Below are 25,551 nucleotides of genomic sequence, written 5' to 3'. Positions count from 1 at the left end.
GCGCCGCAACCACGGGGCGCCATCATCCGGTTGGCTTCGCGCCTTCGGCGTCCAGAGAAGCTTAACCGCCATGTCCGCGGGTAGCCTTCAGTTCCTGCCGTGCCTCTTCAAGCGCCTCGTCGAAATCGACTGGCGAGGCAGTTCCACTCGTCTTGCCTTCGCTGCCATTTGGCGGACCAGTCGCGCATCGCTTCGCGGATGACTTCGCTGGCGCTGGCGTCGGCACCGCTTCCGACAAGCGGTTCGCAGCAAGTCGGCATGTTGGGGCGTCATCGAGACGCTGACTTTTCCACATTGGCGATAACTCACATCCATACGCTTACAGTTGGAATTACTACCGCCTGACACTCTGCTAAGAGAATTTCGGCACAATTTCGCCGACGCTTATCTTGTTGCGCGACGCCAGCCTGCAGCGCGGGCTTCAGCCTCCGAGCAAAACCACCTCTCCCCGTACTGAGGAGAAATCCTAGTCTCGTCGTAGTACTCTTGGCCTGGCACGTGATAGATGCGCTCACGGCTGCTGATGCTCACATTACCTTTGATATTGCAGCCAACGGCAAAGGTGGAAAACATATCTCCAACTTCGACGCCGAAGTATCCGAGGACCCCTGCTCCGATGATTGCGAGATAGAATGCCTCCATCGTAAGCCGTGGGCGGGCCTGTTTCTTGGTTGTATATCTCGGCGAGAATGAGCGGTGGGTCGGCATTCGTCATCAGATGCGAATCCTACGCGCCATCGCAAGCCTTGGTTGAATCGCTGGTTAATCCCTCTCTGCGCCGATCGTTAAAAATGCACCGGCTTGGATTGCTTGAGCAGCCAGTCAAGAGGCAGGCGGTGCCGCTCTAAGCTTAAGCTCCTTAATGGACACATGGATCATCACAGATGTTACATCTTACGAAATCGGTCCCAAAGTTATAGGGATGTCACACACCCGCCGCATACCCCGGCGTTTTGTCAGTAAGCGAATCTGATAGATCATGACGCGCTTTAGAATTCGATAGTGAGGCATGATGTCGTCCGAAAACCGCTCACCCTTTTCGGCATCATGCTCTGGCGAGTGGACAGTCGATGCTTGATAATGTCACATGGTCCGGAGCGCTTGCCGATCCTGTCGTCCAGGCCGGAACGTTGGCCGTGGTCGGTGCGATCGTCACGCGCATAGCGCTTCGGCCCTTCCCGAGCTGGAAGCTCGCCGGCCAGGTGTTCTTCTTCGCGGCGCTGACCGTCCTGCTGCTCTATCACGACATCGTGCCCTACGAAGTCGGGCCGACGCCGGCTTCGACCTTCGAACGCGTCTTCATCGCCCTTGCCAAGGTGGTCTGGTGGATCAATGCCGCCTGGGCGCTGATCGCCTTCGTTCGCGTCTTCCTGATCTTCGAGCGGCAACCGCGCGAAGGTCGCCTCGTTCAGGATTTGGTCATCGGCCTGATTTATCTCGGCGCGATCCTCTCGGTGGTCGCCTATGTCTTCAGCTTTCCCGTCGGCACGCTGATCGCCACGTCAGGCGTCCTTGCCATCATCCTCGGCCTGGCGATGCAGAGCACTCTGAGCGACGTCTTTTCCGGCATCGCGCTCAACCTCGGCCGGCCCTATGCGATCGGCGACTGGATCGTACTGAATGACGGCGTTGAAGGCCGGGTCGTCGAAACCAACTGGCGCTCCACCCATCTGTTAAACGGCTCGAACGACCTCGTCGTCCTGCCCAACAGCTTTCTGGCCAAGGTCGGGCTGACCAATCTTAGCAGTCCCGACCGCAGTCACGGCGCGACGCTGACGGTCCGCGTCGTGCCGACGATCGGGCCGTCGGCAATCATCGAGGTCATGCGCGCCGTGCTTTTGAGCAGCGACTCGATCCTGACTGAGCCGAAACCCGGCGTGCAGATCAAATCGCTGACATCAGATGCAGTGGAGCTGGAACTCTCGTTCCGCGTCAGGGATATCGGCCAGACGGGACCGGCCAAGAACGAGATATTCGATCTCATCTATCGCCATATCAAGGCCGCAGGCCTCACCTTGGCACGACCGCTCGACGCCGCCGGCCCACCGCCCGACCAGTTGCAGTCGGAAGAGGTGATAAAGCCGCACCGGCCGACGCCGCTCAAGCTTCTCGACGCCATCCCGTTGTTTTCCTCGCTGACCGAGGACGAGAAGGAAACGCTCGCAGTCTCGATGACGCGGCGGACCTACAAGAAGGATTCCATTCTCATCGAGCAGGGCGATACGGTCGCATCGCTGATGATCGTGCGCAGCGGCGCCCTCGTCGCCAAGCGCCAGGAAGGCCATACGGAAATCGAACTCGGCCGGCTGGCGCCCGGCGATTATTTCGGCGAAAGCGGGCTGCTGATTGGCGTCGGCGAGGCCGCGAGCCTGCGGGCGCTGACCTTTGTCGTCGTCTACGAGATCGCCCAGGCAAGCCTGACGCCGCTGCTGCATGACCGGCCCGGCATCGCCGAAGAGCTTGCCGCCACTCTCTTACACCGCATCGAGACCGGCCAGCATTCCTTCGCGGCCGAAGGCGCCACGTTGCACGGTGGCTCGATGAGCTCGCTGGTGACGCGCATCCGCCATCTGTTCAAGGTGCCGCAATAGCGGTCTGAGGCTATTTCCGCCGAAATTTCTGCCGCGCCGCACGCGCCACGCTCTCCGCGAGGATCAGCACACAGCCGAGGAGAAGCAGAGCAGCGCCGAGCAGCGCGTCCACATCGGCGAATTTTACCAGAACGCCGACGGCGGCAATCAGCAGCAGCGCCGCCAGCGCCAGCGCGCCGTCATCGATAAACATGCCGAAGAACTCCTTCAACGCGACCTTAAGAATATTCATCATGCGGCCACCTCGGCATGGGCGTTGGAATAGTGGCGCAGCATCCGGACTGCCGCGAAGGAAAAGACGGCGAGCACGGCAAGGATCGCCAGAAGTGAAAGATCGGCGCCCGGCCAGTCGGCGCCGACGCCCTCGCCGACCCAGAATATGCCGAAGGCGCTGAGCAGCAGCCCGACGACGAATTTGAGGCTGTTCTCCGGAACCGCCGAGAGCGGTTTGTGCACGAAGATGCCGATGATCAGCACCAGCAAGCAGGCCGCGGCGGCTCCAAGGCTGGCATAGCCGATCATGCCGTGTCCGGCTCCGGTAGCGATGACGATGAACACCACTTCGATCCCCTCGAGCAGCACCGCCTTGAAGGCCGCGGTGCCCGCCAGGAAATTGGCACGGCGCTCGGCGGATTGACGCCGCAGGCTGTCGGTCTCGGCTGCGAAGGCCTTCTCTTCGTCGTGCAGCGCGATGAAACCCGAAGCCCGCAGGATCGCCTTGCGCAACCAGCGCAGGCCGAAGAGAATGAGCAGCGTTCCGATGACGAACTGCATCAACTCGATCGGAATGAGGCCGAGCAGTGGACCGAGCGCCAGCACGAGAAGAGCGAGAAGGGCGAGCGCAAGACCGGTGCCGATGAAGGCCGGACGCCAGCTCTGCGTAACGCCGACCGCGAGGATGATGCTGAAGGCTTCAACGACCTCGACGAAGGAGCCGAGAAATGCGGCCGTGACCGTCGAGGTGACCGTTGTCAAAGTTGTCATGGGCGCTTGTCCGTTATGCCGGCGGAGATCACGTATCGGGCTGAACTGCTGTCTTTTCTTACCGTTTTTCGGCTTCGGCAACATCATCTGGCGCGCGGCTCGGAACGAACCGCTTCGAGATCAGCCAGCAGCCAAGCGCCCAGAGCGCACCAGCGCACCATCCGGCGAACACGTCTGTGGGATAATGGACGCCGAGATAAATCCGGCTCAAACCGATGATGACGGCGAGGAAGACGCCGGCGGCCATGACGAAGATCCGCGTCGACCGGTAACGCTGTGTCCGCGCCAGCAGCGCCCCCAGCGTCAGATAGGTCACCGCCGAGACCATCGCGTGTCCGGAGGGAAAGCTGAGATCGCTGACCTCGACAAGATGCGGCACGATGTCGGGGCGCGGCCGGGCGACGAGGATCTTCAGCAGCGTGCTCGCCAGCCAGCCGGTTAGTACCGAGGAAAAGACGAAGATCGCGATCGGCCAGCGCCGGTCGAGCAGAAGATAGACGGTGACGAGAACCGTCATCAGCGAGAGAACGGTGATACCGCCAAGGCTGGTGATATCGTCGACGGCATGCGTCAGCCAGGAGGGACCGATCGGCACGCCAAGTTCGCCCGGCCGTCGCAACGCCAGCAGGATCGCCTCGTCGAAGCGGAATGTCTCGCCCTCCAGAACTTCGCTTGTCAGTCGCTGGAGCAGGAACAGTCCACCGGCGATCGATGCCAGCGTAATGAGCGTCAACGGCTCATAGGCGGTAAGCCGTGTCAAAAATCCCCGTCGTTGAACCTCACTCATGCCTGCCGCAGAACTCCCCTTACATCATGTCGATCCTCGCCAGATTGGCAAGGCAAAGCCAGGATTCAAGACCTTGCTGCAATCAAGGACGCTGCCGAGAGGAGTTTTTCGGTTGGCGAGGCCAGCGATTATGGTTCATCAACGCTATTAGCGAGATGGCGATCGTCCTGAATCGGTCGCGCGGTCCGGCAAAGGACTGCCGCCGACACGCCGCCGACCGTCGCTTTGAGAGCGCATGGTCTCCCACCGCATCAGCTCATGATCCCAATGCCTTGTTGATGGCCGCAATCAGCGCAGCTCCGGAAAATTGCTTCTGCAGATAAGCAACGCATCCCACCTTTTCCGCCTCTGCCTTCACGAAGGCGGTTTCCAATGCCGTGATGAAAATCACCGGAAGGGTTGTCCCCTCGGCCTTCAGTCTGCGTTGCAGATCGATGCCGGACATGCCACCGAGGTCGATATCAAGGACAAGGCAGTCTATCGCCGTTTTGGGATCGCGAGCGAGAAAGGCCTCGGCGGATGCATACTCCTCGGCCAGAAAACCGTAGGCGTTGAGCAGCCGCCCGAGGCTGCGCCGTAGGCTTGCGTCATCATCGACGACAGCGACCGTGCGGCGAAGGTTCTCCACCTCATGCCCCCTCTTTCGAACATTTGAGAGATTAACGGTTGCCGATCAAATTAGGCCGCTTGGGGGTCGATTGATATTGTCCTTAGGGGAAGGAGCCGATTACCCCACCGGTGATGCCGTATCCTGGTCGATGAGGCCGATATTTGCGGCAATCGACACAGCCTCGGCCAGCGAGCGTACGCCAAGCTTTTCCATGACCTGATGGCGATGGACCTTCACCGTCCGCTCCGAGATGCCGAGAGCATAAGCGATCTGCTTGTTGAGACGGCCGCGAATGAGGAGTCGGAACACTTCGGCCTCGCGCGGACTGAGGCCCGCCACCAGCGTGCGCTGGGCCTGAAGGCGGTCGTGTTCGGCCAGCTGTCTTTCGTATTGGATGAGCGCCCGATCGATCGCCTCCATCAATGCCGCAGCGGTCGAACTCTTCTCCAGAAAATCCTTGGCGCCCGCCTTCATCGCCTCGACGCTTGCCTTTATGTCTCCTTCCCCCGTGAGGAACACGACCGGCAGTAGCGGCGCCAGCTCGCACAGCCGGCGTTGGACCTGCAGGCCGGATTGGCCGGGCATCTGGAGGTCGAGGAGAACACAGCCCGGCTCGCAAGCGGAAAGGCCGGCGAGAAACTGGTCTCCGGATTCATAGGCTTCGACCTTGAGACCATGTGCGGAAAGCAGCCTTGCGGTCGCCGTCCGGTAGGATTTGTCGTCATCGACAATATGGATGACCGGTTTCATCTTAATCGCTCCGGCCTGCGGGCGAGCGGCAAGGCCACCCGAAAGACCGCGCCGCCTTCCGGTCGATTGTCGGCACGGATGGTGCCGCCATAGGTCTCGACAATGGCGCGGGCTATCGAGAGACCGAGCCCCGTACCCGCTTGTTTGGTGGTGTAGAATGGCTCGAAGATGCTATTCAGTCTCTCCTCGGGAATGCCGTCGCCGGTGTCTGAGACCCGCAGCTCCACCTTCTCGTTCGCCAGTCCCGTTGCAAAGGTGAGCGTTCTCCCGGCCGGGAGGGCATCCAGCATGGAATCCATCGCGTTGGTCGCCAGATTGAGGATGACCTGCTGCACGTGAACCTTGTCGGCACGCACCGGCAATTTGCCCGGCAGCTGGGTTGATGTCAGCTTGATTCCGCGGCGTTCCGCCTCGCCGTGAATGATATGGATTGCGCTCGACGTGACATCGTTGAGGTCGAACTCCTGCCAATCGATCTCGTTTCTCTTCTTGAGCAATCCTCTCATCCGGCTGATGATATCGCCTGCGCGCTGATCGTCTTCCTGGATGTCGAGAAGGATCTGCTGGATCAGTTCGTGGTCCGGCTTCTCGCTTCGAAGCAGCACCGAAGCTGCCTCGGCATTGTTTCGGATGGCCGATAGGGGCTGGTTCAGTTCGTGAGCGATCGACGAGGACAATGCTCCGGCTGTCGCGGACTGATTGAGATGGACGGCTTCAAGCAGGTGCAAACGCGAGCTGCGCTCGGCGCGGCGACGGCGCCGCCGCTCCAGCAGGAGCACCGAGATGATGCTGGCCTGCGCCAGCACGAGGCCTCCCCCCGCCACCACCATGACCCAGTGCTCCTCCCAGAGGCTCCTCTCCTTGTGCATCTGGATCGTGCCCGGCGGCAGATCCTTTTCGGCGAGCCCCCAGCGCTGGAGTTGCCGGGCATCGGCGACATAGGTCTGCGGCGCTTCGAGATCCGACACCTGCTTACCGGCAATCGCATCGATGACGAGGTCGCCGACGGTCCGACCCAGCGCTTCGAATGTGACGGTGTTGCCGCCGACGACACCGTGGTCGATGTAGGTCTGGTAGGGTCCGTAGACGGGCGCGCTGGCGGTCGCTGCGATCTGTCCGATCGCATCGCGCGGAATGAAGTTACGCCCCGCCCGATCCTTGAAGACCGTCAATGCCAGGATGATGCTGTCGGACGGCACATGGGATGCCCGCTCAACGAACTCGTCGATCGTCAGATCTTCCAGATAGGTCGTCTCGTAGGATTTCGAGAACTGCTCGAGAGCCGCGCGGGCCGTCGTCAACCATCCGCGGTCGAAGTCGGACGAACCGCCGAGAATGTAGAGGTGGCGGGCATCGGGCTGCAGGCTGCGGGCCATTTCGGCCGTCTTCAGAATGTCGAATGTCGTGAAGGCTCCGATCACGTCATCCGGCAAGCTGATCTTCTCGGCGGTAGCTGTGCCGAAACCGGCGGCGACGATCTTTGCGCCAGGCGCGATCATGCCGCGGTTCGCGGTGACGAAGCTCGCCGATTCCTTGCCGAGGGTGACGACCACGTCCGGGCGGCGCGGCGCGTATTTCTCGCCGAGATATCGTGCCATGCGCGCGACATGGTCGCCTTCCGGAAACCGCGAGAGATCCAGGAACTCTGAAAACAGGTCGATCTTGCCGTTTGTCGCCTCCAGCAAACGGCTCCGCAGCGCCTCTCCGGCAGCAGTCGTCGCCGCGATCCTCTCATCATAAGGATAAAGAACGAGGACCCGGGGAACCCGGTTGGCAATCGAGGTGTCAGAGGCTGAGGCATGGCGACTGGACAGACTTATGGCGACAACCGCCAACAAAAAGGCAGTGCAGCACAATCGACCTGACCATTCGCCCAAGCCCATCTGCTTTCCCCCCAAAGCCGGGCGACAATAACAGCTTCTCGCTGCGGCGTCATCTGCGCATTACTACTGTCGATTGCCACCGCATGAAGAGATTCCCTAAAGTACAATATCGGGCGAAGGCAGCATTCGCTAAACTTCAGCGGGCCGGGGCAGAGATGCTGCCGGCTTCGCAACCCTGCCGGAGGCAGCTCCAGCAGGTTCTTCATTTTCAAAGCAGTCTTAGTTGAATCGACGCCTGCAATCGCAGCCTTTGCCGCGAGCGGCTCCGTCGTTCAAGAACGTCAACGGAGGGATTTGAAATGAACGGCAGAATCCTTATCCGCTGCATCGGAGCACTGGCTTCTTCCACCATTCTCTGGTGTGCGGCCTCGCCCCTGCAAGCGCAGGACTCCCAACGAAAACCCAACATCCTGTTCATCGTTTCGGATGATACCGGCTATGGCGATCTCGGCCCCTATGGCGGCGGTGAAGGTCGTGGGATGCCGACCCCGAACATCGACAAACTGGCTGAAGACGGCATGACCTTCTTCTCCTTCTACGCCCAGCCGAGCTGCACACCCGGCCGTGCGGCCATGCAGACGGGGCGAATACCCAACCGCAGCGGCATGACGACAGTTGCGTTTCAAGGCCAGGGCGGTGGCTTGCCCGCGGCCGAATGGACGCTAGCATCCGTGCTGAAACGTGGTGGCTATCACACCTACTTCACCGGCAAATGGCATCTCGGCGAAGCGGATTACGCCCTGCCAATTGCGCAAGGCTATGACGAGATGCGGTACGCCGGCCTCTACCATTTGAATGCCTATACCTATGCCGACCCCACCTGGTTTCCGGACATGGATCCGAAGCTGCGGGAGATGTTCCAGAAGGTGACCAAGGGGGCGTTGTCCGGCAAGGCAGGAGGAGCGGTAACCGAAGAATTCAAGGTCAACGGTCAATATGTCGACACACCGGTAATCGACGGCAAGGAAGGCGTTGTCGGCATTCCATTCTTTGACAGCTACGTCGAAAAGGCTGCATTGGGCTTCCTTGACGAGGCATCCAAAACGCCGGACGAACCGTTCTTCATCAATGTGAACTTCATGAAGGTCCATCAACCGAACATGCCGGCCCCGGAGTTCGAGCATAAGTCGATGTCAAAGTCGAAATATGCGGATTCCATCGTGGAGCTCGACACCCGCATCGGCCGAATCATGGACAAATTGCGTGAAACGGGAATGGACCGCAACACGCTGGTTTTCTACACCACCGATAACGGGGCGTGGCAGGACGTCTATCCCGACGCCGGATACACCCCGTTCCGGGGCACCAAAGGCACCCTGCGTGAGGGCGGCAACCGTGTTCCTGCGATTGCAGTCTGGCCGGGAAAGATCAAACCCCGCGCCAAGAACCACGACATCGTCGGCGGTCTCGATCTGATGGCGACATTCGCCGCAGTCGGCGCGGTTCCGCTGCCCGACAAGGATCGCGAAGATAAGCCGATCATCTTCGATAGCTACGACATGTCGCCGATCCTGCTCGGAACCGGTAAATCCGAACGTAAGTCATGGTTCTACTTTACCGAAAACGAGCTCTCGCCCGGTGCGATACGAGTCAACAACTACAAGTTCGCGTTTAATATCCGCGGGGATAACGGCGCCACGACGGGTGGGCTGGCGGTCGACACCAACCTCGGCTGGAAGGGTGAGGAGAAGTATGTCGCCACGGTGCCCCAGGTATTCGATCTGTGGCAGGACCCGCAGGAACGCTACGACATTTTCATGAACAACTTCACGGAGCGGACCTGGATGGGCGTCGTCATGGGCGAAGAATTGAAGAAGATCATGGCCACCTACGTGGAGTACCCACCTCGCAAGCCCCAGAGCCTGACCTACAACGGTCCCATCACGCTATCGGATTACAGCCGTTTTCAATGGATCCGAGAATCCTTGGCAAAGGAAGGCGTGAGCATTCCTATGCCGACCGGCAACTGATTTTCGCACGGCGGCCTGGATCTGCCAGAGCCGCCGTCTTCCAAGCTTGGGCTATCTGACTTTCGCACCAGCAATTTGGAGGCCATCCAATGTTCGCGTTTCAAGATTTCATCAAATCGGCCCGCGACGGAACGCTGGCTGTTGCTGCGGTTCTTCTCTTTGTTGCTTCGGCGTACGCCCAGAGCGATCCACTGCCCTCATGGAATGACACGGCCTCGAAGGCAGCCATCGTTTCTTTCGTCGAGAAGGTAACCGGGCAAGGATCGCCCGACTTCATCCCGGAGCCGGAACGCGTGGCCGTTTTCGACAACGACGGCACCTTGTGGGTCGAGAATCCCATGTATGTTCAGCTCGCCTTTGCCCTGGACCGGGTCAAGGTGCTCGCTCCACAGCATCCGGAATGGAAGGAGACGCAGCCGTTCAAGGCCGCGCTCGAAGGCGACATGAAGGCGCTCGCGGCCTCGGGGGAAAAGGGCCTCGTCGAGCTCATCATGACCACACATGCCGGAATGACCAGCAGCGATTTCCAAAAGATCGTGACCGATTGGCTCGCTTCGGCACGTGACCCCAAGTTCAAGCGGCCCTACACCGAACTCGTCTACCAGCCGATGGTCGAGCTTCTCGCCTATTTCCGCGCCAACGGTTTCAAGACCTTCATCGTTTCAGGCGGAGGCATAGAGTTCATGCGGCCATGGGCGGAAAAAGTCTACGGCGTCCCGCCCGAGCAGGTTATCGGCTCGTCGATCAAGACCGAATTCAGGATGCAGGACGACACGCCGACCCTCTATCGGCTTCCCGAAGTCAATTTCATCGACGACAAGGCCGGCAAGCCCGTCGGGATCAACCAGCAGATCGGCCGGCGGCCGATTGCCGCCTTCGGCAATTCCGACGGAGATCTCGAAATGCTGCAATGGACGACCATGGCGGGCGCACCTGCCAGACTCGGCGTGCTGATCCATCACACCGATGCGGAGCGTGAATACGCCTACGACCGTGATACCGAAGTCGGCCGCCTCGACAAGGCGCTCGATGCGGCCGCAATCGCCGGCTGGACCGTGGTCGACATGAAGGCTGACTGGAAACAAGTGTTCAAGGATTAGGATTGCGCCTTACGCCAGAGGTTTGAACCACGGCGACCCCGACTTTCTAACACCTCAATAGGGAGCGATTGAGTGGCAGCATCTGTTCGGTCAGCAGCAGTGGGACGAATAGCCGTCCTGCTCTTCCTGTTGCTCGCGCCTGCCGGGCGCAGCCTTGCCACTGACGACATCTCGACATCCGGGGCCGACCCGCAGATATCGATCCATGAGGGTTTCGTGGAGGAAAGGACGTGCGCATCCTGCCATGCCGATCAGGCCGCGGCTTTTTCAAAGTCTCACCATGCGAAGGCCATGGCGCTGGCTGACGACGAAACAGTACGCGGCGATTTCAACAACACCCGGTTCGACCATGACGGCGTCGTCACCACCTTTACCCGTCGCGATGGCCGTTTCTTCGTCGGCACCGAGGGAGCGGACGGCGGCCAAGCCGAGTTCGAAATCAAATACACCTTCGCCTACGAGCCCCTGCAGCAATACCTCGTCGACATCGGGGGAGGACGGCTGCAGGCTCTCGACATCGCCTGGGATACGGTCAGACGGCAGTGGTTCTGGCTCGGCAACGGCACCCCGGCTAAACCGGGCTCGACTTATCATTGGACAGGTCCTTTCTACCGCTGGAACCGCACCTGCATCGATTGTCATTCGACCGATCCCCAGGCAAGGTTTCAACCGCAGACCAACGCATACAAGTCGACCTACGTCGCCACCAGCATCGGCTGCCAGTCCTGTCACGGCCCTGGAGCCAAGCACGTCGCTTCGGCGCAATCGGGCAATGTCTCATCCTCCGTCAAACCGGATACAGGTCTGCCGAAAGTCGATGCGGGCGTCTGCTTTGCCTGCCATGCCAGGCGCACCAAACTGCTGGACGGCTATCAGCCGGGTAAGCCCCTTCTCGACCATTTCTCCCCTGATCTGCTCCGGCAGGACCTCTATTTCCCGGACGGGCAGATCCTCGACGAGGTCTTCGAGTATGGCTCGTTTCAGCAAAGCAAGATGGCAAGGGCCGGCGTGACCTGTCTCGACTGTCATCGGCCGCACGAGGCCGGGCTTAAGGTCGAAGGCAATGCGCTGTGCACGCAATGCCACACCGAGACGAAGCCGGAGCGCTTCGTCAACCAGGATCCGAGCGGTCTGTTCGACACTCCCGCGCATACCCGCCACCAGGTCGGTTCGACCGGAGCACAATGCGCCAACTGCCACATGCCGGAACGCACCTACATGAAGGTCGATCCGCGCCGCGACCACTCCTTCGTCATCCCCCGGCCCGATCTATCGGCAAGCCTCGGAACGCCGAACGCGTGCACGACCTGCCATGTCGGCAGAACCAATGATTGGGCAGCCGAGACAATGGACGGGTGGTACGGAACGCAATGGCGCAAACGCCCATCGATCGCCCATGCCTTCGCTGGAGCCGCGAACGGCGATCAGGCCGCGGTGGCGGCTCTGCGAGCGCTTGTCGGTGACAAGGACCAGGCAGGAATTGTCAGGGGCAGCGCCATCGCTGCATTGAGTGGGATTAGCGGAGGGGATTTCACCGCCGACATTCGCACGGCCGCAGCCGATGCAGATCCACTCGTCAGGCTCGGCGCAGCAGAAGCCGCAGGCAACATTGCGCCGGAGCAGAGGCTGGAGGCGATCGGCAACCTGCTGGGCGATGCAACGCGCGCCGTGCGCGTTGCTGCCGCTAATGCCCTCGCAAGCATCCCTCCCAACCTCTTCGGCAATCAGCGAGGCAATTTCGAAAAGGCTGTCGCGGACCTGCGCGCCTATGTCGAAACGAATGCCGACGTCGCGGAAACACAAAGCAATTATGGCGTCTTCCTGTTCGCCCGACAAAGTACGGCCGAGGCCGAGGCCGCCTTCCGCCGGGCGATTTCTCTCGACCCGACACTGGAGGCAATGCGCATCAATCTCGCAGAATTCTATCGCGCCACCGGCCGGAACGACAGGTCGGAGCAGACTTATGCCGAAGCGATCGGGATGGCGCCCGAACGCGCGGATCTGCGTTACGGACATGCGCTGTCCCTGGTGCGCAAGCAGGCATTAACCGAGGCGATTACGGAACTCCAAGAAGCGGTGCGGTTGGATCCGCAAAACTCCCGTTATAAGACGACCTTTGCCGTCGCTCTCGATTCCGCTGGCCGGACGGAAGAAGCGCTGGACAAGCTCGATGGTTGGGCAGCAGACGCAGACGCCGACATCCTTGGCCTGGCACTCCAATACAGCATCAAGCTTCGACGCTTGCCGGAGGCACTGAGATACGCGGAGGATTTGGCGCGACTGAGGCCCCAGGATCAGCAGATTTCTGGTCTCATCGAGCAGTTAAAGCAGGCGGTCAACGGAAAATAGTATTCAGGCTTGCCCGAATCTACTTCTCGCTGCACAGTGCTGGCTCGGGACAGCAGTGCCGAGGCGACAAACGAGATCGGGGGATTCTCATGAAGGCCATACACCTGCATGCCATTCTGTTATTGGCGGGCATCTGCACAGCGTCGGTCGGCAACGCCGCCGATATCACGCCGCTCACGCCGGAAGCAAAAACGGTCGAGAGCCAGAGCGGCTGGGAATTCACCTTCGCGCCATATTTCTGGGCTGCCGGCATATCCGGGGATATTGGGCAGTTTGGGCTGCCGGAAGTTCATATCGACGCGGATTTCGGCGATATCCTCAATAACCTCGACTTCGCTTTCATGGCGGCAGGCGAAGCAAGATACGATCGCTTCAGCATCGTCGGTGACGTGATCTATACCAAGCTCGGCGCCGACGCCGACACACCTGCCGGCATCCTTGCCGATAGCGTCGATGTGACATCGAAGACCTTCGCGGGATTGCTTGGCGTCGGTTACGCCGTGCTCGAAGATCAAAATGGCCACCTCGACGTGGTCGGTGGCATGAGGGTCTGGTCGGCCAAAACCGAGATCTCCTTCAATGGCGGCATTCTGGCCGGAGTGGATGTCGAAGACAGCGCCACATGGGTCGATGCCGTCGCCGGGCTCCGAGGAAACTACTTCTTCACGCCGGAAATCTATGTCACGGGGTGGGGCCTAGTGGGCGCCGGCGGCGCCGATATCGACTGGGATGTGGCGTTGGGCCTCGGCTACAAGTTCAACGACACCATCTCAGCGGTCGCCGGATATCGTGCACTCGGCGTCAATTACGATAATGACGGGTTCGTCTTTGACGTCGTCCAGCAGGGGCCGATTATCGGAGTCGCCATCCGGTTCTAACGGGCGGACTGGCGAACTTCGTACTGTTCGCGATTATCCTTCCAGGATGCTCGCCTTTTGAACACCTGGTGTCCTCGAGGAGCCGGGACAACGACGTCTCCCAGGAAGCAGAGAGCCGCCGTGACAGCGGCTCACAGTTCGGTATCCAACAGCATCGATCCGGGGGATATCGTTTCATTTCGGAGGAAGCCTGCCTTGCGGGCTGGGTTCAATCGGATCATGGAGGCATTGATGAAGAAAGTCGCTACTTGGCTAGTACTGGTTGTCGCGCCGCTCGGTGTCTGGACAGGGACGGCAGCCGCCCAGTCGAGTGAAGACCTGGCAAAGAAGCTTTCCAATCCGATAGCCTCGCTCATCAGCGTCCCGTTCCAGTTCAACTACGATCACGGCTATGGTCCAGACGACGGCGACAAGGCGACGCTGAACATTCAACCGGTCATTCCCTTCAAGATAAACGAGGACTGGAACGTCATCTCGCGCACTATCCTGCCAGTCACATGGCAGAACGACATTGCCGGACCGTCGGGAACGCAGTTCGGTCTGGGTGACACCACGCAAAGCTTCTTCTTCTCGCCGTCCAAGCCGACCGAGAGCGGCATCGTCTGGGGCGTCGGCCCGGTGTTCCTGCTGCCGACGGCGACGGACGAGCTCCTCGGAAGCGGTAAGTGGGGTGCGGGTCCGACAGCGGTCGTCCTTAAGCAGGACGGCCCCTGGACTTACGGCTTTCTCGGGAACCACATCTGGTCGTTCGCTGGTCAAAGCGACCGGGAGGATGTGAGTTCGACATTCCTCCAGCCGTTCCTCTCCTACACGACCAAGGACGCCTGGACGTTCTCGCTGAATACGGAGTCGACATATAACTGGGAAACGGACGACTGGTCGGTGCCGATCAACTTCGCAGTCGCCAAGCTGATCACCATCGACAAGCAGCCAATCAGCCTGACGGCGGGCATACGATATTGGGCGGCGGCTCCAGACAATGGCCCGGAAGGACTCGGCTTCCGCGTCGCGGTAACGTTCCTCTTTCCAAAGTGAACTGCAGCCGACGGCACGCTCCGCCAAAACGTCTTCGGGGCTCGGGTCTCCCAATCTTCGTGGAATATGGGCTTGCCTGGCAACCATCGCGAAACTTGCTCCAGCAGTTCAAACTGCTGCAGCATTCTTTGCGTGCCTGAAAAGACGCGCGGCGCCGTAGTAGCAAAAGCTCAACCTTCTTTTGCTATTGCTGGAGCCGATTGCGTTGGAGATGGTTCGGCGATGAAAATTCCGACAGTGATGCTTCTGATGGCAGCCGTCCTGCAGCCGGTCTGCGCCTTCGGCGAGACCGAATGGATGGGCGGCGCGAGACAATGGTCGGTCGGCTTTGCCAATGAGAGCCCGCATCCGTATTGCCGCCTGCTGTGGGACAGCGAGATCGGCAAGACGATGGAATTCCGCCAGAGCGCGACCGAGACGTTCTGGCTGGTTTCAAAGAACACATGGGACATTCCGGCCGATACCAAGACCGAGGTGACGCTGACCAACCGTACGACGACGAAATTGGTCGCCGCCGAATTCTTCGACAAGAACACGCTTCGCCTCTGGGGTCCGGCCAGCAAGGGGAGCGGCGGATTGAAGAAGATCATCAAGAATTCCTTTGCCGGAACGCCTGACGTGCAGCTTACCTTTGCAGGCGACGAAGGTGACTGGACGCTTCCGCTCTCGCGGGTGGATCAGCTCTACCCGACTTATCTCCAGTGCCTCAAACGTCTCGAGGCCGGCGAAAAGCCAAAGCAGAATTCCGAAACCAGCAAGCCGTTCTGACAGCCCTCTCCGACTCAAGCAATCGGCGGCGGCGCAGTATCACGGATCAGGCTGCGCACGGCTTCGATATCGCCGTTGAGCGGCCGCTCGTCGCCATAATGGGAAACCTGTTCCCGCACTGCCTTATAGACCAGGTCCGTGCCTGCCGCCCGCGGCGCCGTCGCCACCAGGAAATCATGCGCCTGGGCAGCAGCCATCAGCTCGATCGCCAGGATATATTCGGCGTTGTCGATGACGGCGAGCAGCTTGCTTGCGGCAGCCGTCGGGTGCGCGAGGAAATCTTCCTGCAGGCCGGAGGTCAGCCCGCCGTCCATGGCCGCGGGTGCGGCAAGGCGGCGGTTCTCGTTGCTGAGCGCAGCAGCGGTATACTGAGCAATCATGAAGCCGGAGTGGCTGCCGGCTTCGCTCGCCAAAAAGGGCGGCAGACCGCTCACCAGCGGATTGACGAGCCGGTCCATGCGCCGTTCGCTGATCGCGCCGATCTGTGCCAGCGCAATCGCCAAGCTATCGGCCGCCTGCCCGAGCGCCGGGGCAACCGCATGCGCCTCGGAAGAGACGATCGGATGTTCCGGCGTGCCTGAGACAGCCGGATTGTCCGTCACCGAAGCAAGTTCCTGATCGGCGATGCGGGCGGAATTGTCGAAGACATCGTGGGCAGCACCATGCGCGTGCGGCACCGAACGAAGGCTGAGCGCATCCTGCGTGCGCCGGCCGAAGGCGGCGGCGACAAGACCGCTGCCCTGAAGCCTGGCGCGCAGGCTCGCTCCGACTTTCTTTATTCCCGCCGATGGGCGCAGCGCCAGGACCGCCGCATCGAAGGCGGCGATCTGGCAGCCTGCCGCTTCCAGCGTCAGTGCTGCGATCGCATCGGCCCAGTCGAGCAGCCGCTCGGCGCGCAAAAGCGCCACGGCGGTCAGACCGGTGGCGCAGGCCGTGCCGTTGACAAGGCTCAAGCCTTCCTTGGCGCCGAGCACCAGCGGCTCGAGGCCGATCGCGGCAAGCGCCTCGCGACCACTCATGCGCCGGCCGTCCAGGTGAGCGCTGCCTTCGCCGATCAGAACAAGCGCGATATGGGCGTTGTGGACGAGGTAACCGGCAGAGCCCTTGGAGGGCACATCGGGAATGCAATCATGTTCCAGCATGGCCGCAAGATGCTGGACGATCTCGCCCCGCACGCCGGAATGACCATGGGCGAAATTGGCAATCTGAGCGGCGATGATGGCGCGCACTTCGCGGGCGGCCAGCAATGGCCCGACGCCGCAGGCATGGCTGAGCACGATGCTGCGTGACAACAGGCTCTGCGAGGCACGATCGACCACCGTATCGGCCAGTGCCCCGACGCCGGTGTTGACGCCATAGGCGCGCACCCCCGTCTCGACGATACGCGCAACGATGCGGCTTGCCTGCTCGACGCGCGCTGAGGCGATCGGCGACAGCACGAGCGCTTCTCCTGCCCCGACGCGCGCCACATCGCGCCAGGTCAGCACGGACTCGATGGTGATTGTCATTGACCGCTTCCGAAATGGCCGATGAACTGGCGAAACGCGGGTGTCGCGCCGCCGGTAAACATTTCGTCGGGCTTGCCGCTGCTTTCGATCAGCCCTTCGCGCATGAAGACGACGCGGTTCGAGACGTTGCGGGCAAAGCTCATCTCATGGGTGACGACGAGCATTGTCATGCCTTCCTCGGCAAGCGCGCGCATGACGCGCAGCACTTCGCCGACAAGCTCCGGATCAAGCGCCGAGGTCGGTTCGTCGAAGAGCATCACCTTCGGCTTCATCGCAAGCGCACGGGCGATTGCGGCACGCTGCTGCTGGCCACCGGAGAGATGGGCGGGATAAGCATGGCGCTTGTCGGCAATGCCGACCTTTTCGAGCAGCGCTTCGGCCTCGGCGATGCAGTCGGCGCGCGGTCGCTTGAGCACATGGATCGGCCCTTCGATGACGTTCTGCAGGATCGTCATATGGGACCAGAGATTGAAGGACTGGAACACCATGCCGAGTTCGGAGCGGATATGGTCCACCTGTTTCTGGCTGGCCGGCTTGCTCGTGCCGCCCTTGTGCACCATGCGGATCTGTTCGCCGTCGACAAAGATCTCGCCGTCGCTTGCGGTTTCGAGCAGGTTGATGCAGCGCAGAAAGGTCGACTTGCCGGAGCCGGAGGCACCGAGCAGCGAGATCACATCGCCGTCTTCCGCATCGAGGGAAATGCCGCGCAATACTTCGTGCGTACCGAAGCTCTTGCGGATATTGCGGACCGATAGTCGGGTTACGCCTGGCATGGGTGCTCCAATCGGGTCAAGGATCGACTATGCCTTCAGCGCCTGCGGAATGGCGCGGCGATGTCGGGACAGCGAATATTCGAGCAGAGCCATGCCCTGCAGGATGATGAAGTTGAGGACGAGATAGATGATCGCCGCACAGAGAAAGACTTCCATTGTGCGGTAGGTCTGCGAGATCAGCCGCTGCGCCACGCCGGTGACCTCCCAGACGGTGACGAGGCTTGCGAGTGCGGTCGACTTCATCATCAGCACGATCTCGGTGGAATAGGCCGGCAGCGCGTGGCGGAAGGCGATCGGTGCCAGAATACGGCGCACCAGCAGGAAGCCGGACATGCCGATCGAGCGTGCCGCCTCGATCTCCTTCGGCGAGATGGCGCGAATGCCGCCACGGAAGATCTCCGCCGTGTAGCCGGCGGTGCAGAGCGCCAGCGATAGCACGGCGCAGACCATCGGCTCACGCAGGAACGGCCAGAGGAAGGAATAGCGGATGAAGCCGAACTGACCGAGGCCGTAGAATACCAGGAACATCTGGATCAGAAGCGGCGAGCCGCGGAAGACGAAGATATAGCCTTTGGCGAAGCTCGAAAGCACCTTGTTGCCGCTGGTCCGCATCCAGACGATGACAAGCGCCAGCAGGCCGCCGGAGACGATCGACAGGGAAAACAGGATGAGCGTCGTCGGTACGGCCTTGAGCAGGGTGACCATGGTCGAGGCGATGAAGGTGAAATCCATTGTCGCCTCCTTACGCCTGGCCCATGGCGGATGCCGGCATGCTGCGATTGGCGCGGCGCTCCGCCCCGTTGAAGATGCGGTCCGAAAGGCTGGTCAGGAGCAGATAGAGGCAGCCGCCGGCGATGAAGAACAGGAAATATTGCCGGGTCGAGCCCGCCGCCACCTGGCTGGTGCGCATCAGCTCGGCAAGACCGGTGACGGAGATCAGCGCCGAATCCTTGAGACTGAGCTGCCAGACGTTACCGAGGCCGGGAATGGCGAGGCGAAACACCTGCGGCATGATGATGCGGCGAAGGCGCATGCCGCGATGCATGCCGATCGCCGAGGCGGCCTCAAGCTCGCCCTTGGAGATGGCGAGAAAAGAGCCGCGGAACACCTCCGCCTGGTAGGCGCCAGAGATGATGCCGACGGCAAGCGCGCCTGCGACAAAGGAGGGCAAGCCGAGGAAACCTTCGTAACCCATGGCCTGGCCGAGCGAGGTGACGGCCGACGAGCCGCCGAAATAGATGAGATAGATGATCAGCAGTTCGGGCACGCCGCGAAACACGGTCGTGTAGACATTGCCGAGCGTGACAAGGACAAGATTGCCGGAGAGTTTCGCGGCCGCGACGATCGCGCCCAGCACCGCGCCGATCGCCAGCGCTGTCGCCGTGACAGCCAGCGTCATCAAGGCGGCGGCAATGAGCAGCGCACCCCATCCCGTCGAGCCGAAGCCGAGAAGTTCCAAGCTTGCCATATCGTCCGTTCCCCGTCCGTGGCAGTGTTTTGCGGATTGACAATAGCATGCGGTCTCCGGCGATAAAGCCGAAGACCGGTGTTTGCGGCCGAAAGGCCGAAACGCTTATTGCGGGCTGACGTCGACCTTGAACCACTTCATCGAGAGGTTCTTGACGGTGCCGTCGGCGAGCGCGGACTTGATCGCCTCGCTGAACTTGTCGCGCAGGTCCGTATCGGCCTTGCGGACACCCAGGCCTTCGCCCTCGCCCCAGATCGGACCGATGATCTCGGGGCCGGTGAAGTCGAGCGCGCCGTTGGCGGAGGCGAAGGCATTGGCGAAATAGACGGCGTCGTCGAAGCCGAGGTCGATGCGGCCATTCTGCAGGTCGAGGTCGCGGTCGGCACCGGTCTTGTATTCGCGGATCTCGGCAATATCGCCGAAATTGTCATAGACGAACTTGGCATAGACGGTCGCCGCCTGGATGCCGATCGTCTTACCCTTGAAGGCGGCCTTCAGCGCGTCGATTTCCTTCACGCCGGTCTGGCCGGGCGTCATCTTGATCGTGGCGCCGGTGCCGGCGGCCTTTGCCAGCGGGCTGTCCTTGGCGGTGGCAAAGGCTGCAGGGGTGGCGGCATAGGGAATGGTGAAGTCGATGACCTGCTTGCGCTCTTCGGTGATCGACAGCGCATCCATGATGACGTCGAACTTGCCGGCGTTGAGCGCGGGGATCATGCCGTCCCAATCGGAGGCGACCAGCGTGCATTCGATCTTGGCGCGCTCGCACAGCACCTTGGCGAGTTCCGGTTCAAAGCCGCCGAGCGTGCCGTCGGCATTGGTGAGGTTCCAGGGCGCATAGGCGCCTTCGAGTGTAATGGTCGCCTTCGTCCAGTCTTTGGAAAAGGCAGGCGCGGCGAAGGCGGAAAAAGCCGCCACGCCACAAAGCAGGATTGCGCTGAATTTCATTTGTGAATTCTCCTCTGGAGTTGAACAGACCTTGCGGCACCAGGGCCGATCTTCGCCGGCTTGCCCTTTCCTGTCCTATTTCTGTTTAGGACCGATTGGGAGGTTGTATATGGTACCATATGAGATATTTTGTGATATGCAAGAGGAAAGTCGAATTATGTAGCGAATTCCATTCGTGCAAAAGGAATAGGCAATGAAGCGTCCCGGCGAGATGAAGCGCGAACTGGCGCAGAATGATAGCACCCCGCTCTATGCCGGCGTCAAGCAGGTGATCCTCGACCGCATCCAGAGCGGCGAATGGCCGCCGAAATACCGGGTGCCGTCGGAAAACGAGCTGGTCGTCGAGTTGGGCGTCAGCAAGATGACCGCCAACCGGGCGCTGCGCGAACTTGCCAACGAGGGCGAACTTGTCCGCATCCAGGGGGTCGGTTCCTTCGTTGCCGAGCGCAAGGGCTATTCGGCGCTGTTCGAGGTGCGCAACATCGCCGAGGAAATCGCCGAACGCGGCCATGTCCATGAGGCCTCCGTCGTCGTTCTCGCCCGGGAAACCGCCTCTCCCGAGGTTGCCGACGCGCTCGAACTGCCGATCGGCGCTGCGGTTTTCCACTCGCTGATCGTCCACAGCGAAAACGGTGTTCCCGTGCAGATCGAGGACCGCTTCGTCCATCCGGAGGCCGCGCCCGAATATCTCGACCAGGATTTTTCGACGCTGACGCCGAACGCTTATCTGACGGCTGCGGCCCCGCTCAGCGGCTCCGAGCACGTTGTCGAGGCGGCGATGCCGCAGGCCTGGGAATGCAAGCTGCTGACCATCATGAAGACCGAACCGTGCCTGACGATCCGCCGGCGCACATGGTCGGCAAAGCAGGTGGTCTCGACCGCCCGTCTCGTCTATCCCGGCCACCGTTACCGGCTGGAAGCGCGCAGCGGCAAGATGTTCGACGAATGAAAACACCTGCGATGTTGTATATGGTACTGTGCAGGCTGCGCCATCACCATGAGTGAAGGTATGATAAGCAGCGGCCCCATTGTTCGACTGAGGAGCTTTTATGGCACATGTGGCGATGGGATCATTTGCGTAAGGTTTACGGCGAAAAATCGACTCACAGAACGCGTGGGCGTGACGACACGAACCTCTCACGATGACTAAAGATACGGGTTTGCCCTTGGTGGCTATACGTATCAGGATCACTACTGCGATCCCAAATGGCTATTCTATTCTCCGTTCGCCGAATTGGAACACCTTTTCTAGATCTCAGCTAACGGATTTGAGCAGCGACCCGCCGGCCGCTGGTTGATATTTCCGGGCCGACTGGCAAGAGATCGGTGAAGTGATTGGCAAGGAGCTGCTTCGGGAGGGTTTCGCGCGCACCTGGAGCCCGAAGAAGCGGAATGACTGGTGCGTTTAACTGGTGAGCCACCCCTTCGCTCGTGGAACGGGCAGACGCCAGCAGGTTTGAATGTCGAGATAAGCATTTTGGATAGATATTCGCCGTGCTCTAACGCGGTTACAATCTTCGCTTAAGGAGAAGGGAGTGAACGATGAAAGCGATCACGGTTTCTGGCCTCATTATGCTAGCCTTCGCATCTGGTGCATATGCCGCAACCATGACGGCAGAGCAGTTGAAAAGCGAGTTGGTAGGCCACCCAATTCACTGGAAGTCAAAGACGCAATCGGGCGTCACAACTTATAAACCAGACGGAACGATTGAAGCGACTGTCGACGGGGACAAGGCCACCTACAAGGGGACATGGAGCATCAAAGATAATAAGATGTGCGAGAAGTTCGGTAAGGAAAAATGTGCAACGATCAATTCGCTTGGAGGTAAGAAATACTCCAAGGGGACCGGAACGTTTACGGTGGAATAGTGCCTGTTTCGGTTTTCGTCACCAGGCGGCTTACGTGCGGCCTGGCTTCTCGCGTAACGGGAAAAAGCGCCTGAGCTCAGCCGGCAGCCTTGATGCTCGTGTTGCAGAGCCTCCAATAGCCACCGCCCTTCTGGATCCCGAAGCGGCGCAACGACTGGTGTGATTGAGCATATTGCCCCTTCATCTGACGTTCAGGTTGGATCGCCGAAACTAGTCTAACAGCCTCGGCCACAGATCTATGGACGACCAAGATGTTTCCAGCGCTGACCTCCCTTTCCGACCATGATATTGAAGTTGTGGTCGATGCCCTGACGGAATGGTGTTCTCAGCATCATTGCGACATTCAGAGCTGTCGCGGGCAATCTGCCCTCGCTGCGGCTGTCGATGCGGTCCAGAGCTCACCGAACCGTGACACCTTGCTGCATCAGCTTTCGGAGAAATTGACGGGCAGTAATTGAATAGCGCGTTTCGGATATGTCAGTGCGACCGCCCGGCGCACAGGAGAGTTGGTTGCGTGGGGTTAGGCAATATCGCCGAGCGGCCAGTTGAATAATACTCGAGACTATTTTCGACTTGAAGTCACTTTGTACATCAGAGCGTAATCGTACGATCATTGCCTAGTTTTTTAGCAAGTATCTGTGGAAACATCATCTCGAAAAGTAATATTTTATTGCAAATGTCTGATTTATCATCAAAGTGAATTTGCAACACGGCTAAGTCGTTAGCCGTAAAAAACACCCCCCTTCCTGATCCCGCTCCAGCGGGGTTTTCTTCTCTAGACTTGCGCGAACGCTATTAAGCGAACATTCCACAAGTACAGATTTCTTCCAGCAGAAGAAACGCATGCCCTTCGCCGCCTCCACGACGTACCACTGATTTTTAGGGGTCTTGCTCATCACATGGCGGATGGTGATGCTGCCGGCCGCCGTCATGCCCAGCAGTTCCGACCGCCAGCCATGGGCGGGGTTTCGACCGATCCACCAGGTTCGTCACCGGGCACCAGCCGGTTGGATCGGGCTCGTTATTGCGACGCCGGCGTGAAACGCGCCACCAATGCATGGCGATCGCCCGGATAGGTGAAGCGCACATGCGTCACCGGGCCGGCACCGCTCCAGGTGCGGCGTTCGACCACCAGGCAGGCAGTATTGCGCGCAATGTCGAGGACGGCGGCCACCTCGGCACTGGCGGAGACGGCATGGATCCGGTGTTCGGCCGTGCTCCACGGCACCTGGTTGAGCAGCCAGGGACCCGGCGCCATCGTCAGGAAATCGGCATTGGCGGCCTCCGGCACCGTCGCAAGGCTGATCAGCCGCTCCTCCAGGCAAAAGGGCCGCATGCCGGCATTGTGGATGCAGACGACCTCGATGACCGAGGACGCCACAGGCAGTTCAAGTCTCCGACTGTCTTCCGCCTTGGCCTTGCGGCTCGTCTTCTTCGATACCGCATAGGAATAGGGCAGGTTCAGGGACTGCACCTCGGCCTTGATATCGTGGATTTCGAGAACAGCCGATTGCGCCTGCGGCTGGGTGACGAAGCTGCCGGACTTCTTGCGGCGCTCGATCAGGCCAGCCTTGGCGAGCTGGGTCAGCACCTTGTTCACCGTCATGCGCGAGCAGTCATACTGCGTGGCGAGATCGACCTCGAAGGGAATGCGGTACCCCGGCGGCCAATCGCCCGAGACGATACGGCCCTCGATGTCGCTGAGGATGCGCTGATGCAAGGTGGGATCCCTGCTTTGATTCATCGCCACGTTCCGATTGGTCTCCCGCTATCTCTTTGTTTTTACTAAAATCCGGACGAAAAACCACTACACATTTTTGCTGGGACTGCTCTAATTCGAATGTCCGGACAGGAAAAGCCCTTTTCACGCAGCTAGCAATTCGCCCATGACCGCCAGGAAACGCCGATCGATGGCATCGCGCCTGAGATGGCGGCCGCCCTCCACTTGCTTGCGGCCATGCGCCCAGACGCAATCGACGGCGACGCCGCCGGCAAACACCCAATGATCGAGGATCTGGTCGCCTGTGAGATAGGGAACGGCTTCGGTGTCGAGTGAGACGATATCGGCGGAATGGCCCTCGGCGAACCCGGCCGGCGCCTTCAGCGCGGCGCCACCGCCGGCAAGTGCATGTGTGAACAGCGAAAGCGCCGTCGAACCGCCGGATGCAGCGACGACGTTGCGGGCGCGAAGTGCCAGGCGCTGCGAATATTCGAGCTGGCGCAGCTCCTCCGGCACGGAGATCAGTACGTTGGAATCCGAGCCGATGCCATAACGCCCGCCCTCTTCGAGGAAAAGCGGCGCGGCAAAGGCGCCGTCGCCGAGATTGGCTTCGGTGATCGGGCAGAGGCCGGCGATCGCGCCGCTTTTCGCCATCCGCCGTGTTTCGTCCTCGGTCATGTGCGTCGCATGGATCAGGCACCAGCGCTCATCCACAGGCGCATGATCGAGCAGCCATTCGACAGGCCGCGCGCCGGACCAGGCGACGCAGTCCTCGACCTCCTTCACCTGCTCGGCGACATGGATATGGATGGGACCGTCGCCCGCCATCGGCACGAGCCTTGCGAGCTCATCCGGGGTCGCGGCGCGCAGGCTGTGCGGCGCCAGCCCGAGCTCGGCGCCGTCGAGCCGGCCGGTCACTGCCCGGCATCCTTCCATCAGCCTTTCGAAGCTTTCGAGCGAATTGATGAAACGCCGCTGACCGTCGATGGGGGCAGCACCGCCGAAGCCGGAATGGGCATAAAAGACCGGCAGCAGCGTCAGGCCAATCCCGGTCTCTTCGCTCGCCGCGCCGATGCGTTCGGCAAGCTCGGCGATATTGGCGTAAGCGCTGCCATCCCTGTCGTGGTGGAGATAGTGGAACTCGCCGACGCGGGAAAAACCGGCCTCCAGCATTTCCGCATAAAGCTTGGCCGCCACCGCCTCGACATGATCAGGCGTCATCGCCAGGGCAAACTTGTACATGACCGTGCGCCAGCTCCAGAAGCTGTCATTGGCCGGGCCGCGCACTTCCGCAAGACCGGCCATCGCCCGCTGGAAGGCATGGCTGTGCAGGTTCGCCATGGCGGGAACGAGAAGGGCGTGGCGTTCGTCGCCAGGCCCGGGAGAAGTGCCGATTTCGACCCGTGCGATGCGCCCGGCCTCAAACGTCAGCCGCACATTCTTCTGCCAGCCTTGCGGGGTCAGCGCCGTGTCTGCGTGAAGTGTGGTCATGGCCTTCCCTCTCCTTTTACCGCGGCGCCGATCTTTCTTTTCCAGAAAAGCGCGCAAAATTTCTCTTGTCAC

25 protein-coding genes and 1 pseudogene are annotated in these 25,551 nt (G+C 60.6%); 10 read left to right on the top strand and 16 right to left on the bottom strand.

The genetic code is table 11. The features are described 5' to 3' along the window. Window positions 1–61: 61 nt before the first annotated feature. Window positions 62–315, bottom strand: a pseudogene (locus ELH03_RS38435) (ribbon-helix-helix domain-containing protein). Between the two features lie 69 nt (window positions 316–384). Beyond that, complete coding sequence (locus tag ELH03_RS38430) at window positions 385–708, bottom strand: sunset domain-containing protein (RefSeq protein ID WP_130767608.1); 324 nt, start codon at window positions 706–708, stop codon at window positions 385–387. Between the two features lie 362 nt (window positions 709–1,070). On the opposite strand from ELH03_RS38430, the gene ELH03_RS36640 reads away from it, so the two are divergent. After that, window positions 1,071–2,591 carry a mechanosensitive ion channel family protein gene (locus ELH03_RS36640; protein ID WP_130767607.1) on the top strand — a complete coding sequence of 507 codons (1,521 nt, stop codon included), beginning with the start codon at window positions 1,071–1,073 and terminating at the stop codon, window positions 2,589–2,591. 10 nt (window positions 2,592–2,601) lie between these two features. Here ELH03_RS36640 and ELH03_RS36635 read toward each other — a convergent pair whose 3' ends face one another. The 6 genes from ELH03_RS36635 to ELH03_RS36610 form a co-directional block, all read right to left on the bottom strand. After that, a complete protein-coding gene (locus ELH03_RS36635; RefSeq protein ID WP_130767606.1) occupies window positions 2,602–2,826 on the bottom strand; it encodes a hypothetical protein in 225 nt (74 codons plus the stop codon). After that, the gene (locus ELH03_RS36630) at window positions 2,823–3,575 is read right to left on the bottom strand and encodes a COG4280 domain-containing protein (RefSeq protein WP_130767605.1); all 753 of its coding nucleotides are present in this window, start codon (window positions 3,573–3,575) and stop codon (window positions 2,823–2,825) included. Before ELH03_RS36630 ends, ELH03_RS36635 begins: the two co-directional genes overlap by 4 nt. A gap of 58 nt (window positions 3,576–3,633) precedes the next feature. Beyond that, a complete protein-coding gene (locus ELH03_RS36625; protein WP_130767604.1) occupies window positions 3,634–4,362 on the bottom strand; it encodes a phosphatase PAP2 family protein in 729 nt (242 codons plus the stop codon). 256 nt (window positions 4,363–4,618) lie between these two features. After that, window positions 4,619–4,990: a response regulator transcription factor gene (locus ELH03_RS36620; protein WP_128403742.1), complete on the bottom strand. Its 372-nt coding sequence runs from the start codon at window positions 4,988–4,990 to the stop codon at window positions 4,619–4,621. Window positions 4,991–5,089: 99 nt separating this feature from the next. Then, on the bottom strand, window positions 5,090–5,722 hold the full coding sequence (locus ELH03_RS36615) for a response regulator transcription factor (RefSeq protein WP_130767603.1): 633 nt from the start codon (window positions 5,720–5,722) through the stop codon (window positions 5,090–5,092). Then, a complete protein-coding gene (locus tag ELH03_RS36610) occupies window positions 5,719–7,605 on the bottom strand; it encodes a sensor histidine kinase (protein ID WP_130767602.1) in 1,887 nt (628 codons plus the stop codon). The genes ELH03_RS36615 and ELH03_RS36610 overlap by 4 nt, the downstream gene beginning before the upstream one ends. Before the next feature lie 299 nt (window positions 7,606–7,904). On the opposite strand from ELH03_RS36610, the gene ELH03_RS36605 reads away from it, so the two are divergent. From ELH03_RS36605 to ELH03_RS36580, 6 genes are all read left to right on the top strand, one after another. Then, entirely contained in the window at window positions 7,905–9,575 is a 1,671-nt protein-coding gene (locus tag ELH03_RS36605) for an arylsulfatase (protein WP_130660480.1), read from the top strand. A gap of 89 nt (window positions 9,576–9,664) precedes the next feature. After that, on the top strand, window positions 9,665–10,675 hold the full coding sequence (locus ELH03_RS36600; RefSeq protein WP_130767601.1) for an HAD family hydrolase: 1,011 nt from the start codon (window positions 9,665–9,667) through the stop codon (window positions 10,673–10,675). Between the two features lie 72 nt (window positions 10,676–10,747). Next, window positions 10,748–13,024 carry a tetratricopeptide repeat protein gene (locus ELH03_RS36595; protein ID WP_130767600.1) on the top strand — a complete coding sequence of 759 codons (2,277 nt, stop codon included), beginning with the start codon at window positions 10,748–10,750 and terminating at the stop codon, window positions 13,022–13,024. An 89-nt stretch (window positions 13,025–13,113) separates the two neighbouring features. Continuing rightward, entirely contained in the window at window positions 13,114–13,902 is a 789-nt protein-coding gene (locus ELH03_RS36590) for a DUF481 domain-containing protein (RefSeq protein WP_130767599.1), read from the top strand. Between the two features lie 219 nt (window positions 13,903–14,121). Beyond that, window positions 14,122–14,937 carry a transporter gene (locus ELH03_RS36585; RefSeq protein ID WP_130767629.1) on the top strand — a complete coding sequence of 272 codons (816 nt, stop codon included), beginning with the start codon at window positions 14,122–14,124 and terminating at the stop codon, window positions 14,935–14,937. A gap of 222 nt (window positions 14,938–15,159) precedes the next feature. Then, window positions 15,160–15,705: a hypothetical protein gene (locus ELH03_RS36580; RefSeq protein ID WP_130767598.1), complete on the top strand. Its 546-nt coding sequence runs from the start codon at window positions 15,160–15,162 to the stop codon at window positions 15,703–15,705. A 14-nt stretch (window positions 15,706–15,719) separates the two neighbouring features. On the opposite strand, the gene ELH03_RS36575 is transcribed toward ELH03_RS36580, so the two are convergent. From ELH03_RS36575 to ELH03_RS36555, 5 genes are all read right to left on the bottom strand, one after another. Beyond that, entirely contained in the window at window positions 15,720–17,213 is a 1,494-nt protein-coding gene (locus ELH03_RS36575; RefSeq protein WP_130767597.1) for an HAL/PAL/TAL family ammonia-lyase, read from the bottom strand. After that, entirely contained in the window at window positions 17,210–17,986 is a 777-nt protein-coding gene (locus tag ELH03_RS36570) for an ABC transporter ATP-binding protein (protein ID WP_018482978.1), read from the bottom strand. The genes ELH03_RS36575 and ELH03_RS36570 overlap by 4 nt, the downstream gene beginning before the upstream one ends. Window positions 17,987–18,013: 27 nt before the next feature. Next, window positions 18,014–18,718 (bottom strand): ABC transporter permease, encoded by a 705-nt coding sequence (locus ELH03_RS36565; protein WP_128403733.1) that lies wholly within the window; start codon window positions 18,716–18,718, stop codon window positions 18,014–18,016. A gap of 10 nt (window positions 18,719–18,728) precedes the next feature. Then, a complete protein-coding gene (locus tag ELH03_RS36560; protein WP_018482976.1) occupies window positions 18,729–19,454 on the bottom strand; it encodes an ABC transporter permease in 726 nt (241 codons plus the stop codon). Window positions 19,455–19,559: 105 nt separating this feature from the next. Continuing rightward, window positions 19,560–20,399 carry a transporter substrate-binding domain-containing protein gene (locus ELH03_RS36555; protein ID WP_018069854.1) on the bottom strand — a complete coding sequence of 280 codons (840 nt, stop codon included), beginning with the start codon at window positions 20,397–20,399 and terminating at the stop codon, window positions 19,560–19,562. A 193-nt stretch (window positions 20,400–20,592) separates the two neighbouring features. Between ELH03_RS36555 and hutC (ELH03_RS36550) the strand changes: the two genes are divergently transcribed. The 3 genes from hutC (ELH03_RS36550) (at window position 20,593) to ELH03_RS36535 (ending at window position 22,726) form a co-directional block, all read left to right on the top strand. Next, window positions 20,593–21,348, top strand: a complete 756-nt coding sequence (hutC, locus tag ELH03_RS36550) for a histidine utilization transcriptional repressor HutC (RefSeq protein WP_018069853.1) — start codon at window positions 20,593–20,595, stop codon at window positions 21,346–21,348. A gap of 593 nt (window positions 21,349–21,941) precedes the next feature. Beyond that, the gene (locus tag ELH03_RS36540) at window positions 21,942–22,268 is read left to right on the top strand and encodes a hypothetical protein (protein ID WP_064250182.1); all 327 of its coding nucleotides are present in this window, start codon (window positions 21,942–21,944) and stop codon (window positions 22,266–22,268) included. 251 nt (window positions 22,269–22,519) lie between these two features. Next, window positions 22,520–22,726 carry a hypothetical protein gene (locus ELH03_RS36535; RefSeq protein WP_130660487.1) on the top strand — a complete coding sequence of 69 codons (207 nt, stop codon included), beginning with the start codon at window positions 22,520–22,522 and terminating at the stop codon, window positions 22,724–22,726. 255 nt (window positions 22,727–22,981) lie between these two features. On the opposite strand, the gene ELH03_RS36530 is transcribed toward ELH03_RS36535, so the two are convergent. The 3 genes from ELH03_RS36530 to ELH03_RS36520 all read right to left on the bottom strand — a co-directional run bounded on the left by ELH03_RS36530 (window position 22,982) and on the right by ELH03_RS36520 (window position 25,479). Then, entirely contained in the window at window positions 22,982–23,245 is a 264-nt protein-coding gene (locus tag ELH03_RS36530; RefSeq protein ID WP_432422313.1) for a DUF7338 family protein, read from the bottom strand. Between the two features lie 44 nt (window positions 23,246–23,289). Next, complete coding sequence (gene hutC, locus ELH03_RS36525) at window positions 23,290–24,012, bottom strand: histidine utilization transcriptional repressor HutC (RefSeq protein ID WP_130660488.1); 723 nt, start codon at window positions 24,010–24,012, stop codon at window positions 23,290–23,292. Between the two features lie 120 nt (window positions 24,013–24,132). Continuing rightward, window positions 24,133–25,479, bottom strand: coding sequence for a formimidoylglutamate deiminase (locus tag ELH03_RS36520; RefSeq protein ID WP_130767595.1), 1,347 nt, complete (start codon window positions 25,477–25,479; stop codon window positions 24,133–24,135). Window positions 25,480–25,551 lie beyond the last annotated feature (72 nt).

This window comes from Rhizobium beringeri (genome assembly GCF_004306515.1).
Lineage (GTDB): Bacteria > Pseudomonadota > Alphaproteobacteria > Rhizobiales > Rhizobiaceae > Rhizobium > Rhizobium beringeri.
Note: the sequence above shows the minus strand (reverse complement) of the source record. Positions and strands in the feature narration are given on the sequence as shown.

What these genes read in the sequence shown, in the direction of transcription:
- ELH03_RS38430 (WP_130767608.1), bottom strand. Translation starts at nt 708, where the DNA reads ATGCCGACCCACCGCTCATTCTCGCCGAGATATACAACCAAGAAACAG.
- ELH03_RS36640 (WP_130767607.1), top strand. Translation starts at nt 1,071, where the DNA reads ATGCTTGATAATGTCACATGGTCCGGAGCGCTTGCCGATCCTGTCGTC.
- ELH03_RS36635 (WP_130767606.1), bottom strand. Translation starts at nt 2,826, where the DNA reads ATGATGAATATTCTTAAGGTCGCGTTGAAGGAGTTCTTCGGCATGTTT.
- ELH03_RS36630 (WP_130767605.1), bottom strand. Translation starts at nt 3,575, where the DNA reads ATGACAACTTTGACAACGGTCACCTCGACGGTCACGGCCGCATTTCTC.
- ELH03_RS36625 (WP_130767604.1), bottom strand. Translation starts at nt 4,362, where the DNA reads ATGAGTGAGGTTCAACGACGGGGATTTTTGACACGGCTTACCGCCTAT.
- ELH03_RS36615 (WP_130767603.1), bottom strand. Translation starts at nt 5,722, where the DNA reads ATGAAACCGGTCATCCATATTGTCGATGACGACAAATCCTACCGGACG.
- ELH03_RS36610 (WP_130767602.1), bottom strand. Translation starts at nt 7,605, where the DNA reads ATGGGCTTGGGCGAATGGTCAGGTCGATTGTGCTGCACTGCCTTTTTG.
- ELH03_RS36605 (WP_130660480.1), top strand. Translation starts at nt 7,905, where the DNA reads ATGAACGGCAGAATCCTTATCCGCTGCATCGGAGCACTGGCTTCTTCC.
- ELH03_RS36600 (WP_130767601.1), top strand. Translation starts at nt 9,665, where the DNA reads ATGTTCGCGTTTCAAGATTTCATCAAATCGGCCCGCGACGGAACGCTG.
- ELH03_RS36590 (WP_130767599.1), top strand. Translation starts at nt 13,114, where the DNA reads ATGAAGGCCATACACCTGCATGCCATTCTGTTATTGGCGGGCATCTGC.
- ELH03_RS36585 (WP_130767629.1), top strand. Translation starts at nt 14,122, where the DNA reads ATGGAGGCATTGATGAAGAAAGTCGCTACTTGGCTAGTACTGGTTGTC.
- ELH03_RS36580 (WP_130767598.1), top strand. Translation starts at nt 15,160, where the DNA reads ATGAAAATTCCGACAGTGATGCTTCTGATGGCAGCCGTCCTGCAGCCG.
- ELH03_RS36575 (WP_130767597.1), bottom strand. Translation starts at nt 17,213, where the DNA reads ATGACAATCACCATCGAGTCCGTGCTGACCTGGCGCGATGTGGCGCGC.
- ELH03_RS36570 (WP_018482978.1), bottom strand. Translation starts at nt 17,986, where the DNA reads ATGCCAGGCGTAACCCGACTATCGGTCCGCAATATCCGCAAGAGCTTC.
- ELH03_RS36565 (WP_128403733.1), bottom strand. Translation starts at nt 18,718, where the DNA reads ATGGATTTCACCTTCATCGCCTCGACCATGGTCACCCTGCTCAAGGCC.
- ELH03_RS36560 (WP_018482976.1), bottom strand. Translation starts at nt 19,454, where the DNA reads ATGGCAAGCTTGGAACTTCTCGGCTTCGGCTCGACGGGATGGGGTGCG.
- ELH03_RS36555 (WP_018069854.1), bottom strand. Translation starts at nt 20,399, where the DNA reads ATGAAATTCAGCGCAATCCTGCTTTGTGGCGTGGCGGCTTTTTCCGCC.
- hutC (WP_018069853.1), top strand. Translation starts at nt 20,593, where the DNA reads ATGAAGCGTCCCGGCGAGATGAAGCGCGAACTGGCGCAGAATGATAGC.
- ELH03_RS36540 (WP_064250182.1), top strand. Translation starts at nt 21,942, where the DNA reads ATGAAAGCGATCACGGTTTCTGGCCTCATTATGCTAGCCTTCGCATCT.
- ELH03_RS36535 (WP_130660487.1), top strand. Translation starts at nt 22,520, where the DNA reads ATGTTTCCAGCGCTGACCTCCCTTTCCGACCATGATATTGAAGTTGTG.
- hutC (WP_130660488.1), bottom strand. Translation starts at nt 24,012, where the DNA reads ATGAATCAAAGCAGGGATCCCACCTTGCATCAGCGCATCCTCAGCGAC.
- ELH03_RS36520 (WP_130767595.1), bottom strand. Translation starts at nt 25,479, where the DNA reads ATGACCACACTTCACGCAGACACGGCGCTGACCCCGCAAGGCTGGCAG.